At 34.6% G+C, this 18536-nt stretch carries 22 protein-coding genes, 1 tRNA gene and 1 pseudogene; 9 read left to right on the forward strand and 15 right to left on the reverse strand.

The features are described from left to right. Positions 1-51: 51 nt before the first annotated feature. From ACPWTF_RS17695 to ACPWTF_RS17710, 4 genes are all read right to left on the reverse strand, one after another. Entirely contained in the window at positions 52-1296 is a 1245-nt protein-coding gene (locus ACPWTF_RS17695) for a relaxase/mobilization nuclease domain-containing protein (protein WP_427872346.1), read from the reverse strand. Next, entirely contained in the window at positions 1281-1676 is a 396-nt protein-coding gene (locus ACPWTF_RS17700) for a plasmid mobilization protein (protein WP_427872347.1), read from the reverse strand. Before ACPWTF_RS17700 ends, ACPWTF_RS17695 begins: the two co-directional genes overlap by 16 nt. Before the next feature lie 404 nt (positions 1677-2080). Next, positions 2081-2362 (reverse strand): hypothetical protein, encoded by a 282-nt coding sequence (locus ACPWTF_RS17705; protein WP_427872348.1) that lies wholly within the window; start codon positions 2360-2362, stop codon positions 2081-2083. A gap of 93 nt (positions 2363-2455) precedes the next feature. Further along, positions 2456-2863, reverse strand: a complete 408-nt coding sequence (locus tag ACPWTF_RS17710) for a helix-turn-helix domain-containing protein (RefSeq protein ID WP_427872349.1) — start codon at positions 2861-2863, stop codon at positions 2456-2458. A gap of 173 nt (positions 2864-3036) precedes the next feature. Between ACPWTF_RS17710 and ACPWTF_RS17715 the strand changes: the two genes are divergently transcribed. The 5 genes from ACPWTF_RS17715 (at position 3037) to ACPWTF_RS17735 (ending at position 6209) form a co-directional block, all read left to right on the forward strand. Continuing rightward, positions 3037-3894 (forward strand): hypothetical protein, encoded by an 858-nt coding sequence (locus tag ACPWTF_RS17715; RefSeq protein WP_427872350.1) that lies wholly within the window; start codon positions 3037-3039, stop codon positions 3892-3894. Between the two features lie 103 nt (positions 3895-3997). Continuing rightward, on the forward strand, positions 3998-4252 hold the full coding sequence (locus ACPWTF_RS17720) for a hypothetical protein (protein ID WP_427872351.1): 255 nt from the start codon (positions 3998-4000) through the stop codon (positions 4250-4252). 18 nt (positions 4253-4270) lie between these two features. Beyond that, positions 4271-4588 carry a hypothetical protein gene (locus ACPWTF_RS17725; protein ID WP_427872352.1) on the forward strand — a complete coding sequence of 106 codons (318 nt, stop codon included), beginning with the start codon at positions 4271-4273 and terminating at the stop codon, positions 4586-4588. A gap of 219 nt (positions 4589-4807) precedes the next feature. Then, on the forward strand, positions 4808-5080 hold the full coding sequence (locus ACPWTF_RS17730; protein WP_427872353.1) for a hypothetical protein: 273 nt from the start codon (positions 4808-4810) through the stop codon (positions 5078-5080). Then, complete coding sequence (locus ACPWTF_RS17735; RefSeq protein ID WP_427872354.1) at positions 5037-6209, forward strand: recombinase family protein; 1173 nt, start codon at positions 5037-5039, stop codon at positions 6207-6209. Before ACPWTF_RS17730 ends, ACPWTF_RS17735 begins: the two co-directional genes overlap by 44 nt. Positions 6210-6551: 342 nt before the next feature. On the opposite strand, the gene ACPWTF_RS17740 is transcribed toward ACPWTF_RS17735, so the two are convergent. From ACPWTF_RS17740 to ACPWTF_RS17750, 3 genes and pseudogenes are all read right to left on the reverse strand, one after another. Next, a tRNA-Met gene (locus ACPWTF_RS17740) sits at positions 6552-6624 on the reverse strand. A gap of 91 nt (positions 6625-6715) precedes the next feature. After that, positions 6716-7171: pseudogene (locus tag ACPWTF_RS17745) on the reverse strand (DUF4269 domain-containing protein). 63 nt (positions 7172-7234) lie between these two features. Next, positions 7235-8767: a glycosyltransferase family 39 protein gene (locus ACPWTF_RS17750; protein WP_427872355.1), complete on the reverse strand. Its 1533-nt coding sequence runs from the start codon at positions 8765-8767 to the stop codon at positions 7235-7237. A 230-nt stretch (positions 8768-8997) separates the two neighbouring features. On the opposite strand from ACPWTF_RS17750, the gene ACPWTF_RS17755 reads away from it, so the two are divergent. Further along, entirely contained in the window at positions 8998-9417 is a 420-nt protein-coding gene (locus ACPWTF_RS17755; protein ID WP_427872356.1) for a hypothetical protein, read from the forward strand. A 67-nt stretch (positions 9418-9484) separates the two neighbouring features. On the opposite strand, the gene ACPWTF_RS17760 is transcribed toward ACPWTF_RS17755, so the two are convergent. Continuing rightward, on the reverse strand, positions 9485-10033 hold the full coding sequence (locus ACPWTF_RS17760) for a DUF4494 domain-containing protein (protein ID WP_250833945.1): 549 nt from the start codon (positions 10031-10033) through the stop codon (positions 9485-9487). Positions 10034-10454: 421 nt separating this feature from the next. On the opposite strand from ACPWTF_RS17760, the gene ACPWTF_RS17765 reads away from it, so the two are divergent. Further along, complete coding sequence (locus ACPWTF_RS17765; RefSeq protein WP_379798974.1) at positions 10455-10712, forward strand: hypothetical protein; 258 nt, start codon at positions 10455-10457, stop codon at positions 10710-10712. 11 nt (positions 10713-10723) lie between these two features. On the opposite strand, the gene ACPWTF_RS17770 is transcribed toward ACPWTF_RS17765, so the two are convergent. Both ACPWTF_RS17770 and ACPWTF_RS17775 read right to left on the reverse strand, forming a co-directional pair. Beyond that, the gene (locus tag ACPWTF_RS17770; protein WP_427872357.1) at positions 10724-11662 is read right to left on the reverse strand and encodes a hypothetical protein; all 939 of its coding nucleotides are present in this window, start codon (positions 11660-11662) and stop codon (positions 10724-10726) included. Between the two features lie 88 nt (positions 11663-11750). Further along, positions 11751-12290 (reverse strand): helix-turn-helix domain-containing protein, encoded by a 540-nt coding sequence (locus ACPWTF_RS17775; protein WP_427872358.1) that lies wholly within the window; start codon positions 12288-12290, stop codon positions 11751-11753. Positions 12291-12467: 177 nt separating this feature from the next. On the opposite strand from ACPWTF_RS17775, the gene ACPWTF_RS17780 reads away from it, so the two are divergent. Then, positions 12468-13934, forward strand: coding sequence for a glycoside hydrolase family 130 protein (locus tag ACPWTF_RS17780; protein ID WP_427872359.1), 1467 nt, complete (start codon positions 12468-12470; stop codon positions 13932-13934). 149 nt (positions 13935-14083) lie between these two features. Here the strand turns inward: ACPWTF_RS17780 and ACPWTF_RS17785 are convergent, their stop codons facing one another. The 3 genes from ACPWTF_RS17785 to ACPWTF_RS17795 are packed head-to-tail and all read right to left on the reverse strand — an operon-like array spanning position 14084 to position 16121. Beyond that, on the reverse strand, positions 14084-14479 hold the full coding sequence (locus tag ACPWTF_RS17785; protein WP_427872360.1) for a TIGR03915 family putative DNA repair protein: 396 nt from the start codon (positions 14477-14479) through the stop codon (positions 14084-14086). A gap of 20 nt (positions 14480-14499) precedes the next feature. Next, entirely contained in the window at positions 14500-14859 is a 360-nt protein-coding gene (locus tag ACPWTF_RS17790; protein WP_427872361.1) for a hypothetical protein, read from the reverse strand. Between the two features lie 5 nt (positions 14860-14864). Beyond that, a complete protein-coding gene (locus tag ACPWTF_RS17795; RefSeq protein ID WP_427872362.1) occupies positions 14865-16121 on the reverse strand; it encodes a putative DNA modification/repair radical SAM protein in 1257 nt (418 codons plus the stop codon). Positions 16122-16416: 295 nt separating this feature from the next. Between ACPWTF_RS17795 and ACPWTF_RS17800 the strand changes: the two genes are divergently transcribed. Continuing rightward, a complete protein-coding gene (locus ACPWTF_RS17800; protein ID WP_250833938.1) occupies positions 16417-16662 on the forward strand; it encodes a hypothetical protein in 246 nt (81 codons plus the stop codon). Positions 16663-16746: 84 nt separating this feature from the next. On the opposite strand, the gene ACPWTF_RS17805 is transcribed toward ACPWTF_RS17800, so the two are convergent. Next, the gene (locus ACPWTF_RS17805; RefSeq protein WP_427872363.1) at positions 16747-17169 is read right to left on the reverse strand and encodes a hypothetical protein; all 423 of its coding nucleotides are present in this window, start codon (positions 17167-17169) and stop codon (positions 16747-16749) included. Between the two features lie 104 nt (positions 17170-17273). Next, entirely contained in the window at positions 17274-18326 is a 1053-nt protein-coding gene (locus tag ACPWTF_RS17810) for a hypothetical protein (RefSeq protein ID WP_427872364.1), read from the reverse strand. Positions 18327-18536 lie beyond the last annotated feature (210 nt).

The raw sequence follows: 18536 nt of genomic DNA on the forward strand, positions 1-18536 counted from the left end.
CAAAGAAAAATTGTCTATAAAGTTAAGGGTGCCGTTTGCATCCTTAACAATTTAAATACCTTTGTAAAACCTCCTTTTCTTTTTTTGTTTAAATTGTTTAGAAACATAATCATTTATTTTTTCCCCACGAAGCAGTATATTAGCAAGATTTTCTTTTACATACTCTCTTGATTCAGGATCTTGAAAGTACTCTGAATCTGCTGTAATAGAGTTTTGATTCTTTCTTTCAAATGCAAGAATGTTGAAGGCACAGCTTTCCTGAATTCCTTTTGCACTGAATTCTTTTCCCAGACTGCTTCCGTTGAAAACGGATCTGGTTTTATGGTCAACGTATGTTATTCCGTAAAGCTGTCCTTCTTTGCTTTTTCTTAGTATTATGTGAATGCTTTCTCGTTCCAATATCTTGGATAATTTTTCTGGAGAAATTATCGTTTCACGAAATAAAGCCAGTTTTATGGCATTCTTCACATATTTTTTGAAAGACTCTTTTTCTGTGTCATTAGTTTTAAATTTCTCTTCCAGAAATTTTAAGGTAGGTCTGCTGTAGAATTCGCTGGCTTTTATCGGCACGCCTATCGGTTTTGAATTCTGGTCAAGTATCTTGTAAAGTAGTCCGTTGTTTTTAAAAACTCTCGAATCCTCGCTTCCTCTGTCAGCGTGGACATTATAGAGGTTTAAAACCGCGTTGAGTTCAGGCAGGCTCGAATATTTATAGTCAAATAAAACCTTGTTTAAAACTGAATTTATCGCCTTTCTGGACTCTGCTTTTCCGTATTGGACTCTGGCAACATTTATCGGTTTTAAAGAGAAATCTTCTTTCTGTTTTCTTCCTTCGGCTTTTACCAGTCCGAATATTTCTTCAATTTCTTTTCGGGCTGGTTCTGATTTTTTAACGCCTATCAGATGCAGATCAATTCTTTTACCGTCTCTCTGAATATTGTTTGTGACCAGATGCAGGTGCGGATGCCCTGCATCATGATGCTGATAGACCAAATACGGCTGTTTTCCAAAACCTATTTTCTCCATATATGTGTCTGCAATTTCAATCAGCTTTTCTTTAGAATGATTTTCTGAAGGATCAAAATTGAGCGATATGTGAACGCTGTTCCGTTTTGCATTTTCATTCAACGAAGACAGTTTTAAAAAACGGTTCAGCTTATGGGTAAAGTTTAATTTCTCTAATTCAAGAGGATAGTTCATGGCGTTAATGCACTCAGCCACTCCTTCCTTAACTTTATTTTCGTTATAGTTGAGAATGCTGTTTATCGAACGGCTGGTTTTTATGACTGCAACCATTGTTCCGACATTTTCTGGGTGTGACTGCTGATTGCTTCTAATTTATTGGAAAGTGCTTTTCTTTCCAGATCAAATAAAAACAGCTGTGTCTTAAACTCGGGAATCATTTTCACCGTACTTATTTTTCTGGCAATCTGGTTGATGTTGTTTCCAATTGAACGGAGTTCTGAAGAAAGCACGACGGTTTCTTCCATTAAATCATCCAATGACTGGTTGCGGTAAGTGGTTGTGATTGGTCTGCCGAATATGTGCCTACGGATATAGTCGCTTAGTTTTCTGCAGGTGCTTGCCTTGAACTGGCTTTCAATTTTTGCATACTCTTTCTCTGTCAGACGCAGGGTTATCCTGCGTGATCTGTTTGAATTTTCTCTCTCCATCATTTTTCCTTTTCATTGTTTCAAACTCTCTTCTTTTAAGTTTCTCCACCGCCGAGTTCCGAGGCCATAGGTGGCAAGATAGGCGGTTGTCAGACAACCGTACATCTTGCTGATCACAGGAACGAGGTGATCTCTGGAGATTTTTAAAAGCAGGCTTCTAATTTAGGGAAAATATTTATATGTATCATGCGCAAAATATGTGCATGATGGCTGTAGAATGTGACAATGAAATACTTAAAAAAGAAAAAGGGAAAAAAGAAAGCAGTCCTTAATTGGACAGTCAGACAGTTGAAGTGCTATAAGTCCCGAAGGGCGGATTTTTGAGGAACGAGAAAAATTCGTTATGCGCACTTCTCTGGCTGTGTCCAATACCTTGCTTTTCTTTTTTTTTTCTTTTAGAAATGGTCTTAGAAAGAAAGCAGTGTAAAATTACTTTGTGGATTATCGATCAACGATACGCTTTCATTTAGTTTGTTAGAAGAAATGAATTCCAGTACATAATTTTCAGCTTCTTTTTTCCTGTCTGGATCAGTTGAAAATGTATTGAGATAGAAATCTTCGTTTTCGTCTTTGATATGGATAATTTCAGTGTAGCCTTTTGCAATTAAAGAGCCTTTAAGTTTTAACACCTTAACCTCACTCATTCTGTCAATTTCCTTTTTAACTCTAAGATGTACAGTTTTATTCATGGTTTGCGTATTTTCGTATTTTGTGGGTGTTTGGAAAACAAAAAAGAGACTTGAAAGCCTCTTTTTGGAATTAATATATCTTTTTATAAAAGCTTATTTGGCTTTTAGAAGTTTTTCCAAATATTCGACTTTGTCTTTTTCTGCTTGAACCAAACGTTCAAATAATTTGATCTGCTGTTCGTGGGCTTCTATAAGTTTATCTAAGGGATTAAAAGTACAGTGGTAGTTACCTACTGTTCCCTGACTATTATCGTAAAAACTATTGAAATAATTAAAGACCGCTTCTTCCGAAAAGTTTTTAATTGCTTCCACACTTACCTCTAGAGCTTTTGCCACTTCTTTTAATTTATCATCATCAATGGTTTCACTGTTTTCCAAAATAGAAACAGCCTGCTGGTTCGTGCCCATAGCCTGTGCGAGTGCTTCCTGTTTCATGTCTTTCAGTTCACGGATACGGCTGATTTTGCGCCCCATGTGGTTTGGTTTTGTTAGTGTACTCATAGTTCAAAGATAATAATTAAGGATAAAAAAGCCAGATTTATGTATGATACATATTTTCTCATGTACGGTACGGAACAATTTGATAGCGTACCATACAGGTAATCACTTACTTGCCAGTGTGTTTAGCAAAAATACAATTTTTCAGACAAGTATTAACTAAAATGAGTAAAATTATGAAAGCAATTCAAAACACCGCATCCGACTTGATTTATCGAGTTATTTCACAGAACATCGATCCGATAGGCATTTACTGTTTTGCAGAGAAGAAAAGCAGTTATACTTTTAATGAGCCTTTTCAGAAGCCCGTCCAAAAAGAAAAGCATGTACATCTTTATCTGCTGGTCATAGCCGAAGAGTTCGAGGATAATATCGGCAACGACCTCACCGATAAAATAAAAAGCAGATCAAGAGGACAGATAACGGTAACCATTCTCATGCACAGCCTTAGAAATATCGTAAAATTATACGGAGACCAGCAGTATTTTTTCTGGAACATTTTTAAGAATGCGCAGAGAATTCATATAGATGCTTACAAGTCGCCGATAATCTGGGCAAAAAATCCAGAAAGAAGATATGTGAAAAGCACTTCAGCATACGCAGGAGACAGAAGAAATGTCAGCGAATCGATCTGGGATCTTATCTACAATAACGACCAGTATTTTTCCTATGAAGTAAGAATGTGTTCCCTTCACCAGATAGTGGAACAGACCTGCCTTTCCCTTATAAGGGTATTTCTGGGATATACCCCGAATCACTTCTCACTGGGCTACTTATTTGAGCTTTGCGAATATTTCACAAGCTTGACTTCGGAGTATTTTCCCCGAAACAGCAGTGATGAAAAAAACATGTTCAAGATTTTGAAAAAGAATCCAAACACGCTTCGATTCAGCAGAAACAACAGTTTTGGTTACGATTACTATGGAATAATGGAAGGCAGATGCCGTGATTTTATGAAAGAAGCGGAAGTCCTGATTCAGAAGGAACTGGAGAGGCTTGAGGGAATTCATCAGCAGGAAGCTTTATCAGCATAAAAACAGAAGTTATGGAAACCGATGAAATCAAAAAACTGAAAGACATCAGGGTGTTAAGCGGAAAACTGCTTAATACCCTGAAAAAGCAGAGGATAAAAGAGGGATGTATAATGCACAGATCAGGGTTTATGGCTATTGCGAACTTGGTTCTGTTGTCAGAAACCTGATGAAGCTGTGCATTATCGCTTTAGATCAGGACAGCGCAGAAGTTCCGCCTACGATTCAAAACCAATACATTGATGTTGGGCTTATACTGGGAATTGCACTTCAGCTGTTTCCAGTTGACGAACTTGAATTTTTAAATGAGATTACGGATCTGTTTTCAGAAAATAAGGAAGAAATAGAACAGCAAGAGTAAATTTAATATTTCAAAATTATGGAAACTGATAAAATAAAAACACTGGAAGAATTTAAAGATTTTGCATCCTATCATTTTAAGCTTCTGAAGCCTGCCAAAGACAAAGACGGGGAATCAATACGTGAGATAAGATTTTATGGTTATGCAGATATGACATGTCTGGCAGTGAATCTAATCCGCATGTGTTTGAATATCATCTATTCGGATGAAATTGATAACAGAGAAATATACATGGGTTCTGTTCTGGAGCTTGCCCTTCAGCTTATTCCAAGCGCAGAAATAGAGGTTCTGGATGAAATATACAGAATGCTCAATGAAAAGAAAGAAGATAAATGAATACTGTGCATATCAATGGTTTAAGTACCGCTTTCACGTACATATTATGTCCATGACAGTGAGAGAAAAGCATTTTATCTTTGTTAGAATCTAAAATTGGATGGAGTGATGATAAGTAAATTTTGCCTATGATACACAATAGATTAGGTTTTATATTTGTGTTATCCTACCCAAATTTTACGCAGGATAAAATGAAAAAAGTGTTTTAACTTTATAGCGATGAATGATTGTGGAACAAAAAAGACCGAGGCTCGGTCTTTTTTTAATGAAGAGGAATTTCAAATGGAGAAAGATGGAAGAGAAGAAAGAGGAAAAATGACGGCAGAAAAGACCAGAAAAATGCTGAAAGATGAAGGAGTGGAAGTGACGCTGGAACAGGCGGGAATGATTTTAGAATTTTTAAGAAAACTGGCAAATTTGGCAGTTTCAAACTATTTAAAGAGAAAAGATGAGAAAAATAGCAGACCTATACGTGAGAGTGAGTACCGATGAGCAGGCAGACAGGGGCTACTCACAGAGAAATCAGGAAGAAATGCTTCGCAAGTACTGCGAAATAAATGCAGTTGAAATAAGACACGTTATTTATGAAGACCATTCGGCAAAGACATTTAACCGTCCGCAGTGGAAGAAACTGCTTGCGGATTTAAAGAAGAATAAGAATAAAACCGATCTTCTCCTGTTTACCAAATGGGACAGGTTCAGCAGAAATGCGGGAGATGCATACCAGATGATCAGTATCCTCAGAAAATTGGGAGTTGAACCTCAGGCAATAGAACAGCCTTTGGATCTATCAATACCTGAGAATAAAATGATGCTGGCTTTTTATCTGGCTGCTCCCGAGGTGGAGAATGACCGTAGAGCCCTGAATACCTTTCACGGAATGAGAAGAGCTAGAAAAGAGGGAAGATACATGGGAATTGCTCCCATTGGATATGTTAACCGAGTAAAAGAAGATGGCACAAAATATATTGCATTCGACCAGCCAGAAGCCTCTATTTTAAAATGGGCTTTTGAAGAACTTTCCAAAGGAATTTTCAATACGGAACAGGTGCTTCAAATGGCAAAAGAAAAGGGACTTAAAGCAGGCAAGAACCATTTTTGGAGAGCGATCCGCAATCCTCTTTACTGTGGAAAGATAGAAGTTCCTAAATATAAGGATGAGGAACGCACTTTAGTGAGAGGACAGCACGAAGCTTTAATTTCGGAAATACTTTTCTATAAAGTTCAGGATGTGCTTGACGGAAGATCCCGCAAATATCTTCCAAAAACTCTTTCAGCGAAGCCTTTTCCGCTGAGAGGATTTTTTATATGTCCCGACTGCGGAAAAATACTGACAGGGAGCATATCTAAAGGACGCCATAAATATTATCCTTATTACCACTGCAGTTCAGGATGCAGATACAGGATAAATTCGGAAACAGCCAATGAGATATTTATACAGAACCTTAAAAAGTATGTTCCGATTCCCGAAATCAAAAATATCTATGCCAATGTTATAGGCGACTGTTATAAAGAACAGATTAAGGATGTGTTGGAGGAAAAAACTAAAATCATAAGCCAGATCAAAGATTATGAAACCAGAATCTCAAATGCAAGGGATCTCTTGCAACAAAACAGATAGATGCTTCAGACTACCGAGATATGAAGTCAGATTACGGAGAGATGGTGAGGAGACTTGAATTAAAATTATCTGGTATCGATGATGAGAATAAAGATATCGAAGAGCTTTTAAAAGCAGGAGTAGACAACCTGATGAAGCTTAACGAATATTATGAAAATGGCAACTGGATTGAATCGAGAGATTTATTAGGTTCGATTTTTCCTGAGAATTTTACGATCTCAGAAAACGGGTTTCGAACCGCTAGGGTAAACGAAGTAGTGCATCTGATCTACAGTATTAACAGGCTTATAGGGCTAAATAAAAAAGGGACAAAGAAGAAATTTTCTTCTTTGTCCCAATTAGTAGCGGGAACAGGACTCGAACCTGTGACCTTCGGGTTATGAGCCCGACGAGCTGCCTACTGCTCTATCCCGCGATGTTTCGGGTGCAAAGATACACACTAAATGCGGTTATGCAAACAATTTTAGTACTTTATTTTTTATAATTTTTAGAAAAGACGATTTTTCTTATAATTTAAAATCCAGTAATTCTTGGTAAACGTTTCCGTTTAAGCCTAATAGCAAGCCAAATGCTGGTTCGGTTTTTATGCCTTTTTCTTTCAGTTTTATGATGGCTAATCTAAAGTTTTCGTCTTTTGAGCTTAGAATTTGGTGCTCAATGAGCATATGTCTGTAACCATTTTGAAGTTCGGTGGGGATATTTTGTCCAAAGATTTCTATTTAGAAAGTCTCAATAAAAAAGTTTGCCACAACAGATTCCTGGTTATCAATCACGATTTCTTGAATGGTAAAATTGTTTTCTTTTTCAAATAAAGATTTAATTCTTTCAATAAAATCAGCTTTGCTTTTCCAGTAACAGGCAATATCCAAATCGCTATTTTCAACATCAATATTTATCGGAATCGTACCAACCAAAATAGGATCAAATTCAGAAAGGTTTTCCAAAACTTGATTTTTAGTCAAAAGATGAAATGCAGCTTGCTGTTTAAGATTTCCAGTTTTTAAATACGATAAGTTCGCTTGAAATTAATCATTTATAATAGCGCTTTTTTCCTCGTTGATTTCCTGTTCTAACCTTTTATTGATATCGATTTTGGCATTCGTGAAAACAAAAATCGTAGCACGGTATCCTCTAGCATATTGATTTGTAACCTCACCGCCTATAACCGCAGATTCAAAATACGGACTTGTTTCTTTCATTTCTTCGTCATTTTCTTCAAAATCCTTAATACGGATCAAGTTTTTGTATTTAATGCTGAGATCAAACCAATTCAAATAATCGGCATTGAAAGAAACGGCTTTGATTCCTTTTTTAGAATAATAATTAATAGCTCCGGCTTGTCCGTAATTATCGCAGAGTACAATAGTTTCTTTCTGATTAGGCAGTAAAGCGTAAAGCGAATCTGTTTTTCTGGCCAATTCTTTCCAACCCAGCATATCGGCAAAATCTTGAGGCAGATGATGATCTTTTCCGTCTTCCCAGCGCAGCATTCCCATTTTTTTATATTTCTCCGAATGTGCCACCATATATTCTGGACTTTTATTTGGAAAAGCCATTTCGTACATCGGAATAAAAAACAATAAGGGCAGCGCTATAAATACAGGTTTTAAATATCGTTTCCATCCGTTGTTTAAAATTTGAGATAGAAAAACAGAGCCAAAAGCAATATAAATAGGATATAAGCCAATTACATAATACGATTTTGCTTTAAAGTAAATAAAGATCAGCATTGTAAAAACGAAAGAGGTAAAAAAGAGTCTGTATTTTTGAAAAGGTTTATACAATAAAACGGCAAAAAGTCCAGTCAAAATAACCAATAATCCGCCAATAAAAAATAGAATTTGATCTTTTACAAAATCACCTAAATCAACATTAACCAATTGCGTTTCGGCCAATTCCTTCATGTGATGGACAATTGGAAAATGGTTGCTGTATTGCCAATAAAGGTTAGGAAGAATTAGAACTAATCCTAAAATCAGAGCAAAGTAAAACTCTTTTTTTGCGAGTATTTTTCGCTGTTTAGAAATTAAAATAGCAGGAATTAATCCGAGTAATAAAAACACGATATTGTATTTGTTCAAGAAACCCAAAGCGAAAATTACGCCTGCCCAATAAAACCATTTTTTATTTTCTGAAGTCAGGTATTGCAGTAAAACATAATAAAATGCAGTCCAACATAAAACATCAAATGAGTTTGGCTGATAAAGCATATTTAAACGCAGTAAACATGAAAACAAAACGCATAAAGCCCCAAGAATTAACGCGTAAAGATTGCCTTTTAAAAGTTCGATAGCTTTCCAGACAATCAAAAGTGTTAAAGCGCCAAATAGGGCAGGGAAGAACTTAACCCAAAAAACCGAATTTCCAAGCAGTAAAATGATATACGAAAACCAAGAGGTAAGTGGTGGAACAGATAGATAGCCCCAAGCCAAATGATTTGCTTGATCCAGATGCAGATATTCATCACGCTGTAAATCGTATTCAGGACTAATTAATACATATTGCAAAATGAATTTTAAAATTATAAATCCGACTAAAATCAGGTTCTTTCTGGTCATATAGATTTTGGTTTCTTAGGTTTTTGGGCTTTGGTGCTGTAAGTGGTTTTAAATCAACGCGCAATTCTGTAGCTAAGATAGGACTTATTTTGGTTTATGAAGATTTGCAATGTTTCTTCCTGAAATGGTATAAAGTACAGGTTTTTAGATGTTTATGGTTTTAAAATGTCAGATGAGTTTACATTTTTATTACCTTTAGTATCAAGCAAATAACTTTAAAAGAAAATACCATGAAAAAGAAATTATTGATTTTAGCTCTCTTTTTAGGGACAATTTCATTTGCAAATGCACAAAGCATAGGAGACGTGACAAAAGCAGCCAGTAAGGCATCGACAACAGCAGTGCCTGCTTTTGATGTTGCTAGTGTTGCAAATCAGGTTATGGGCGTACTGTCTCCAAAATTGAAATTAACCGATGCTCAAAAACCGATTGTAAATTCGTTGGTAAATGAAACGCTAAATAAAAAGAAAAACATTTTACCTACAATGGCTACTGACAAAGCAGGTTATACTTCTAAAATGACCAACACTAGAGAGTCTTTTATAGCCAAAATGAAAAAGAATATAAGTCCAACACAATTTGATGCACTTACGTCTTTACTGCCAAAATCGGCTTCGGCAGTAACGCCATTGGCCAAAATGCTTTATTGAAATAGTCTAAAATAAAAAAAGCTTCAGACCATTCTGAAGCTTTTCGTTTTTTATGCATTTTAGGATATTACTCCTCTACAGCCGTTTCAAATTCCATGTGATCGATCATTTCTGCCTCAGGTTTTTCTGGCTTAGACGCTTTCAAAGCATTGAATCTTTCCAGCATTTCTGATTCGCCTTCCTCACCGCTGAAATAAGGAAAAACATCCATAATTGCCGTTTCTGAAATGGCCGGAATAGAATATTCGCCCATTGTATTTTTCATGATGTGAAGGGTATTGTCAAAGGCTTCGCGAACATCATTTGCCTGAACCAGCATATACATGCTTGTTTTTCTTTCCTTACCGCTTTCTTCATCATAAGCAATTAAGGTGATTTTAGATTTAAACCATCTGTCTGCATTCTCAAAAGGATGAATTTCGGCATAATTTGCCACTTTGATAGCCGTGATTTTAAATTCTTCACTCGTATACGCGGCCATTTCTTCAGTCATTCTTTTTTCAGCTTCTGTATAAGACAAAGCATCAACCAAATAAGGCTCTGTTAAAACTTTTTGTCCTCCAGTTTCATCTGTCTTTCTATATTTTACTTTGCATTCGTACCAAGTTGCGCTCATCTCTTTTTAAATTTTAAGGATGCCAAAGATAAATCTTACTGCAAAATAAATAGTTAAATCTTTAAATAGATATTCACAATTTTAGATGATTTTTTCTAATGTTTTGAGATTCTGAAAGTTGTGTTTTTTAATGGTAAAAATGATTTGTAATCACATTCATTCTTTTCTGTTTTGATTAAAATTAAAAATAATTCATTCATATTTTTAATTTAAATATTTGTAATTCAATTGTTTATTTTCTTGATTTAAAAATTAGTAAAAAAATAAGAAAATTTCTAAATCCAAAAAATCAATTTGTTCGTAAGTACCAATAACAATGGCTGGGAACGGAGTTGAATTCAAATGGTATTGGTTTTTGGAGCATATTGAATTTTGTCGCATTTCCAGCTATTGTTTTTATAATTATTAAAAGAATAGGTTGGTGAAATTAAACGTTCAGAAGTTAAAAGAGACTTTAAAATACTTGGAAAGCAAACAGCGCGAATTAAAAAAACAAAATCAAAGCGATACGCGAAGTTTAGAATCAATGATTAAATATTTAAAAAAAGATATGATGGAACAGCACGATTTATCTGATCATCATCAATTGATAAAACAAGAAATCAAAGACACGGAAACTTTTATCGAAAATGTCAAAAATATCATCAAAATCAATTCTTTAAACCATTTTTTATTGTAGATTTTTACTTTTTATTTCAATTTAAATTTTTCGTTTCTGCAATCTAGAATCAATTTGTGGTTCAGGAATAGTTTGTTGCCAATCATTCCTTGCATTCCCGAACGCTTCATTAAGAATTTTTGAAGGTCAGAAGTGCCCTCTATATGCGTAACTTCAGAGAGGTCTAAAATCACTTTGTCAAATTGTATTTTCTTTTTCGCAGAAGCAGAGTAAATGCTCAAAGTATTTCCCCACGAATTTCCTTTTTCGGTTTTTACAGCACTGTTTTTATTACGGTATTGCTGCCAGATTTCTTTTGTCGTAATCAATTCGTAACCGCTCGATCCAGAATCGTAAAGCAGTTTTAGTTTTTCATTTTCGATATTTGATGGAATTAAAATTTTACGTTTTTTAAATTCAAAATTGGAAAAATCATCTTCTTTAATTTTTTTGATGAAGGAACATTGATTGGTTTTGAAATCTAAAATCGTAATTCGTTTTTCTAATAAATCGGTTCCAATTGTTCCGATTATATTTTCAGCTTTTGGATCATCAAAATTGATTTTTTCGCCATAATTTAAAACTTCAAAAGTATTGGATGCAACTTTCATATTTCCGATTGTAAAAGCAGTCGAAATGAAATTGTTTGCAGCATCAATTGTAATCTGATTGTGAAATTTTTGAGCAATAGATTCCAATGATTTTTTATAGAACACAGTAACAGCAGAACCTGAATCAAATTGCATGTAAAAAGTGTGGTTTACTCCGTTTACTTTTATGGGCAAAAGCAAAGCAGAATGGGGGTTTCCGTCGCTCGAAATCCATTTTGTCGGAATATTTTCTATAATTCCCGAAACCTTCAAATAGTTCTCTGGCGGAGTGAATTTCTTTTGAAAATAAAAATATCCTCCCAACAAGAATAAAACAATAACGATTAAAAATACGGTTGCAATTTTCTTAAATACTTTCATGGTTTATTTTTTCTGCAAGATTCGGGTTTCGATTCCGATTTTCTTGCAAAAACAATACGACAGTTTTACGCCATTTTTATGACTTGTATTATAAGAATTTGTTTTTCAGTTTTATAGCTAATTCTTGTTTTTGGTTTAAACTGATTCCGTTCAAAATAACGATCAGAAATTTTATGCTAAGAAAGGCAATTAAAGGAATGATGAAAAGCGGAAATTTGAAAGTAAATAAACGTTGAATAAACGGACTCACAATCATTAAAACCGAAAGAATAAGACTTAAAACAATTTGAAGGCTTACAATTTGTTTTCCTATTTCTTTATTTGTTGCATCTTGTGTTTTATAGGTTAAAACTAAAGGAAAAATAACGCTTCCAAACGGAATAATAAGTCCAGATAAAACAGAAAGGTTAATGAGTTTGGCTCTTTCGATTTGGATATTTTCCTTTTTGATGATGAGATTTTCTGGATTGGTTTCTAGAGCTTCGGCAATTGTTTTTAAGGTAAAGCCTTTCAGAATATTTCCAGCTTCAATTCGCTGAATGGTTCGCAATGAAAGACCCGATTTTTCGGCAAGTTCATTTTGAGTCATGTTTTTCTCTTCTCTCAAAAATTTAACTTTATTCTTCATTGTTTTAAGTTGGATGTCCAGAGACGAATTTATGAAAAAACTTTTGATGAAATCGGTATAAAAGAACCTAGTATTATAGGCTAATTCTAAGTTTTAATAAAAAATTAAGTTTTTTACTTTAACAAAAATCACTAACTTGTTGGAAATAAATAATTCTTTATCATAAAATTTCCAATTATGCGAGTATCCGTAGTCCGAAAAAATATAAAACTATTACCAGATTCCAAAAGAGTTGTTGCCCGATATTTTATGAATGGGCAGGAAAGAACCCAACAAATGGTACTTCGGATTATGATGCTAGACGAAAAGGAGGTGTTGCAGACTTTGGAACAGACGCTTAGGGAATTTGCCCGAAGACATCGAAATATTTCGGCAGTATTCTTTAGACACTGCGAAAGAATCAGACCTATAATAGAAGGAATGCAAATCGATTATGAAGCGATGTCGCTAGATCGAAAAATGCTCATTGGTTCGTATTGCACAATGGAATATGCCATAGAATCGGCGGCGATTTTTAATCCTTCAATTGTAGAAGATTTTGATCAAACGGGATTAGAGGCAGGAGAGAAACGCGTTATTATTTCTTTTCGTGCAACTGGAGAAGGACATATTTCGTCGATTGTTTTTAGAAGAGCAATTTTAGATCGCGATAATAATCTGCATATCATGAAAATAGGAAATCATATTGATAAGGCAGAAATTGAGCATAAAACGCTGTTTAATAAAGAGCGATTTTTGAGCAAATTGTATGAAATGCATACTACTGATAAATATATCGCTCAGATTATGCAAGATCTTCCAGAAGAATTTGAATTTGCTATTCTTAAAAATATGCTGGTTGAAGCTTTAAAAGATCCTTTAATTCGCGAAGAAAGAAAAGTGGCACTGGAAGAAATTTTGTGGCTGGCCAATTCTTTTTACGATTTGCAGTTTAAACATGACTCTGATATTACAGAACGAGTAATATTCCCAATTTCTGATTCTGAGAGCCGCGGAATAGAAGATGCCCGTTTTGTACGTTTTGTTGACGACAATGGTTCGGCTAGAGTTATGGCAACCTATACGGCTTATAACGGACACACCATTCTTCCTAAATTAATTTCTACCGAAGATTTTTATAGTTTTAGAGTTATGCCATTGCATGGAGAAGGCGCACAGAACAAAAATCTGGCATTATTTCCTCGAAAAATAAAAGGAAAGTATGCTATGCTGGCAAGAATTGATGGCGTTAATAATTACATTATGTATTCTGAGCGTGTCACACAATGGAATACACCAATCTTATTGCAAAAACCTAAATTTACTTGGGAATTGACTCAAATAGGAAATTGCGGTTCTCCATTATGGACAGAAGAAGGCTGGCTTGTTATCACGCATGGAGTGGGTACAATGCGACGCTATTGTATTGGCGCTTCGTTGTTTGATCTGGATGATCCGTCTAAAGAAATAGGAAGATTGACAGAACCGTTGCTTTCTCCTTTGGAAGACGAGAGGGAAGGTTATGTTCCTAATGTAGTATATTCTTGTGGAGCGATTATTCATAACAACAGCTTAATTTTGCCTTATGCCGTATCAGATTATTGCTCAACTTATGCTGTGGTAGATATGGTAGAGTTGTTGGACGCGCTTAAGAAAAGCAAATAATAACACTCTATTTGAAGTATTTAATACATAGAAACATAGTTTTTGGAGACTTAAAAAAAAGGCGCTTCACTAATTTAAATGCACAGTTTATCTATGTTTCTATGTGTTAAAGAGTAATTTTTTGATTTTGACTAATAGCTTAGGCGACATTATCTTTTGTTGAGGTTTGGTATTTTCTCCGTCAGGTTTTTCCAATATCGTTTTGGCATGTGTTTGATATGAAGTTTGGTGTTTTTTCTAGATTCGATATTTACACTTTTGAAATAATTACGCCATAAATTCTCGAAAAATTCTTCATTTTCATCGTTGATTTCCGCTAGAAAACTAGAGGACGGATTTGACTCAAATTGCATTTCGACCGTAGAAACATTTTCAAGGTCGTAATAAATTCCGTACTTGCGTTTAGAATCGTAAATGAGCCAGCGCTGGTCGGCGTAACGGTTTTTAAAATGCTGTTCGATAAGTGGTAAAACGTCGCAATCTGGTTCTATTATGGCATAATATAATCCGTCTTTTGTTAGTTTAAAACGAACAAAAGCTTTCATTCTATGACTTTCTTTTCCTGTTAAGTGTGCTGCTTTTTTACGTTTAATACTTCGCTTCGGCTTAAATCTCCTTCAATATTAATTTTACTTGCAAAAACATATTCGATAAATCGGAACAAAATTTCTTCAATCTGATCCAATTCAGATAAAAAAGCAAAATAAAGATTGTTGAAGCCATGATGAGAAAGACGTTCCTGCAAACCATTCAAAACCCGATTGGCTTTTACCTCATCAGTTGTTACAGAATGTGTATTGGAGAAAAGCAAAGTGTTTGAAATCTCTTCTTTGGCAAAAACAACATCTTTAAGTTTGTACTCGTAGATTTCAAAAATAGCTGTAAGCCAGCCTTCATAACTTCCATCATAAAGAATTTGTGTCATTTGAATTAAAATAAAGCAAGCTGATTCGAAAAATTATTCTTGTATTTACTGTTTTGCAAATTCAAAATCTGATTTTTTATTTGAATCGGAGTCAAATCTTTTTGTAAATAAAAAGGTGAAGAAAAAGCTAAAAAATACTTGGATCTGCTGTACGAAATGCCAAGTTTCTTTAAATCATCAGGCTGTAATTTTTTGAAAGTTCTAGCAGCAACAATCTTTTTCGCGCCCAAAAATCCTATTCCCGGAATACGTTGAATCATTTCTAAATCGGCCGTATTAATATCAACAGGAAACTGATGAAGATTTCGCAAAGCCCATCCTAATTTTGGATCAATATCCAAGTCAAGATTCGGCTGGTCAAAACCAACAATTTCATTTACATTAAATCCATAATAGCGAATGAGCCAATCGGCTTGGTATAAACGGTTTTCGCGAATCATAGGTACTGGAGTTCCAATTGCAGGAAGCCTGTTGTCATAACTTATTGGTACATAGCCAGAATAATAGACCCGACGCATTTTCATTTGTTCGTAAAAGTAATTGGCCATTCCAAGAATTTCCAGATCATTTTCTTTTGTTGCGCCAATTACCATTTGCGTGCTTTGTCCTGCAGGAGCAAAAAGCGGTGTTTTATAATTCGTTTTTTTCTCTTCCTGATAACCAATAATCTCATTTTTTAGATATTGCATTGGTTTAATCACATCTTTATGGTTTTTGTCTGGAGCAAGTAATTTGAGGCTTTGTTCTGTCGGCATTTCGACATTTACGCTCAAACGGTCGGCGTATAATCCAGCTTCTTTTAGTAATTCTTCGCTGGCACCTGGAATTGCTTTTAGATGAATATAGCCATTAAAATTTTCTTCTAATCTTAGTTTTTTGACAATTCTAACCAAACGCTCCATTGTATAATCTGCATTGTCAAAAATTCCAGAACTAAGAAACAGTCCTTCAATATAATTTCTTCTGTAAAAACCAATTGTTAAGTCTACAACTTCTTGTACGGTAAAAGCAGCCCGTTTGATGTCGTTGCTTTTTCGGCTTACACAATAAGCACAATCAAAAATGCAATGATTGGTAAGAAGAATTTTTAGAAGCGAAACACAGCGTCCGTCTTCCGTAAAGGCATGGCAGATTCCGCCCCCAGTATCTCCTAATCCCTTATTTTTATTTTTGCGCGTGCTTTGTCCCGATGAGCAAGAAACATCATATTTTGCGGCATCTGCTAAAATTGCCAACTTCTCCATCACTCTTTCTTGTACCATTTTGCTCTTTTTTAGTTGTTTTTGAAACAAAAATTCATTCTTTCAAAACTAGGAATTCAAGCTAAAAAAGAAGCAAAAGAAGCTGTTCTAAATTGTATCAATTTTTTTTTTGGAAGGTAATTTTTACATTAAAAAATTAATTATATTTAAAATTCAAAAAACAGGTATAAATACGGGGTTGTAAATTGTCAAAACTTTATACATTCGCCGAAATAGAAAAACTGATTTCCCCCCTTAACATTGGTTTTTCAAATTTAGAAGTGTTAGCAAATATTAGGAACAAAAGGCTAAAACAATGAAATTTGTAAAAGGACAAGATGTTTCCTACACAGCATTGAGTGGGAGATCTTACAAGGGAACCATTATCGAAAGAAAAATGGATTTTAAAAAGGGGCTTATAATAAAATCTACTTCAAAAGAAAGAGATTTTCATTATCTCATCGAAATACAAAAGAACGGCACGACCGAGAAAATTTTGTGTGCCGAAAATCATCTTAAATTATTAGAAAAGAAAAAACGAGCAGCAAAGAAAGCGGCTTAACGATAAAGCGCAATAATGAGGCGTTTTTTCTATTGCAATTTATAGGACTTTATTACTATAAAGTGGCTTTGTTTTATAAAAAAATCAAACCTCATCTTTTAAACCAATTCTTTTCAAGCTGTTTACAATCCTGAATACGATTTCATCAGAGAACATAAAGTTGGAAAGGATTTCCTTTATTTCAGTCGCAATTAGAGGTTGTAGTTCTACAAGGTTGTTTAAATGTATTTTTGCGGCAACTTCTTCATTGAGCAGCGATAGAGAAACTGCTTTTAGCAAAGGATCCCAAATGGTTTCGTTAAAATCCATTTTCTCTGCCCAGTACAGCATTTTTTGATACTCTTTTTTATGCATGCAGTAATACCAATAGCCAATATTAATCCACCATGGATGTGAAAGATTTAGCCGACTGGCATTCTCTAATAAATTAAAGCCTTTTTCAAAATAACCGGCAAAAATTAGCATACAGCCTATTCCTGAAGCAATACCCGATGAATTCGGATTCATCTTGATACATTGCTCTGCTGCATAAAGACAATTGTCCTGATCTTTTCTAAAACAATATATTAGAGCCTGCGCATACCAAGCCTGCTGACAGTGCGGATCTATATTTAAAGCCTTCGAGACACAATGGCTGCTTTTTCAATATTTTTTTTCGAATTGTCTATTCCTAGACCTAAAGAAGCCAGATGAATTTCGCCCAGCATGGCCCAGGTAAGAGCATGGTTTGGAGCTAATTCTACTGCATCAGTTAAACTGGATAATGCATTAGCATAATTTTCTATAGAAAAAGAACATTGATACTCATGATAGCTGCAAATCGCTTTTAAAATAGCAGCGTTGTTTGATATTTTGGAAGGTGCAGTCTTCGCAATTTCTTTAAAAATACTGCCATAATAACCACCTATAGCAGATACAATATCTTTTACAATTTCATTTTGAATTTTAATGCCATCATCGACAGTGGCTGGTGTAAACAATTGAGTTAATAAGTATTTTCCAGAAGATGAATCTACTAGATTTACACGTAGCTGCAGTTTGCTGCCAATAACCTGAACGTGACCGGTAATAATAAAATCGGCTCCAAGTAGACTGGCCGCTTCAAGAACATTTTCATTAATTTTCGAAATGACATCGGAAGAAAAATGACCAATTACTGATATATCCTGAAATCTTGAGAGTTCTGCGCTTATTTCGTCAGATAGAATTTTGGCAAAAGTTTGTAAATCGGGTCTCTCAACAGATGATTTAAAAGGGAAAACCGTAATAACTGGATTTGTTTTATTAATGCTGATAGGAACCTCAACGTGTTTCTTTTTGTCGTTATGAATAAATTCAGGAATATAGCCGCCTTTTGGGACATGTATAATAACCGAATTATCTTTTCCTTCAGAAGAATAATATTCATTAAGTAGTTTTCGTAATCGGCCTGCATGAATGCGAACCATTGCATCATCATGAGGATTAAAATGGGAAGGTCTGCTTAATGCATTTACAGCTATAGAATATTCTTTAATATGCTTCTGCCTTTCATCTACAGTTTCTGTGACAATATAGCGTAGAAAATTGCTTAAAAGTGTAGAGTTCTTAAAAGAATAAAATTTTAAAACATTTTCCAGCTCATTATAGATTTTATCCGTGGGGATTTTTTTTATAGACTCCATAATAAATTATTAAAAATTATTAATGTCAAAAAAAAGTCACTGAGGCGTATAAAAATGTTAAAGACCTAATAGTTATGAAGTTATAAATTTATGAAAATATTTAACATGTTAGTATTATTTATCTGATAATTTAACCGTTAAATGTAACCGTTAATAACTCTAATGGTGCATTTGTATTAATTACATTTGTTTGACAATCAGGTAGTAACT

Source organism: Flavobacterium sp. MMS24-S5 (assembly GCF_050320125.1).
Lineage (GTDB): Bacteria > Bacteroidota > Bacteroidia > Flavobacteriales > Flavobacteriaceae > Flavobacterium > Flavobacterium tyrosinilyticum.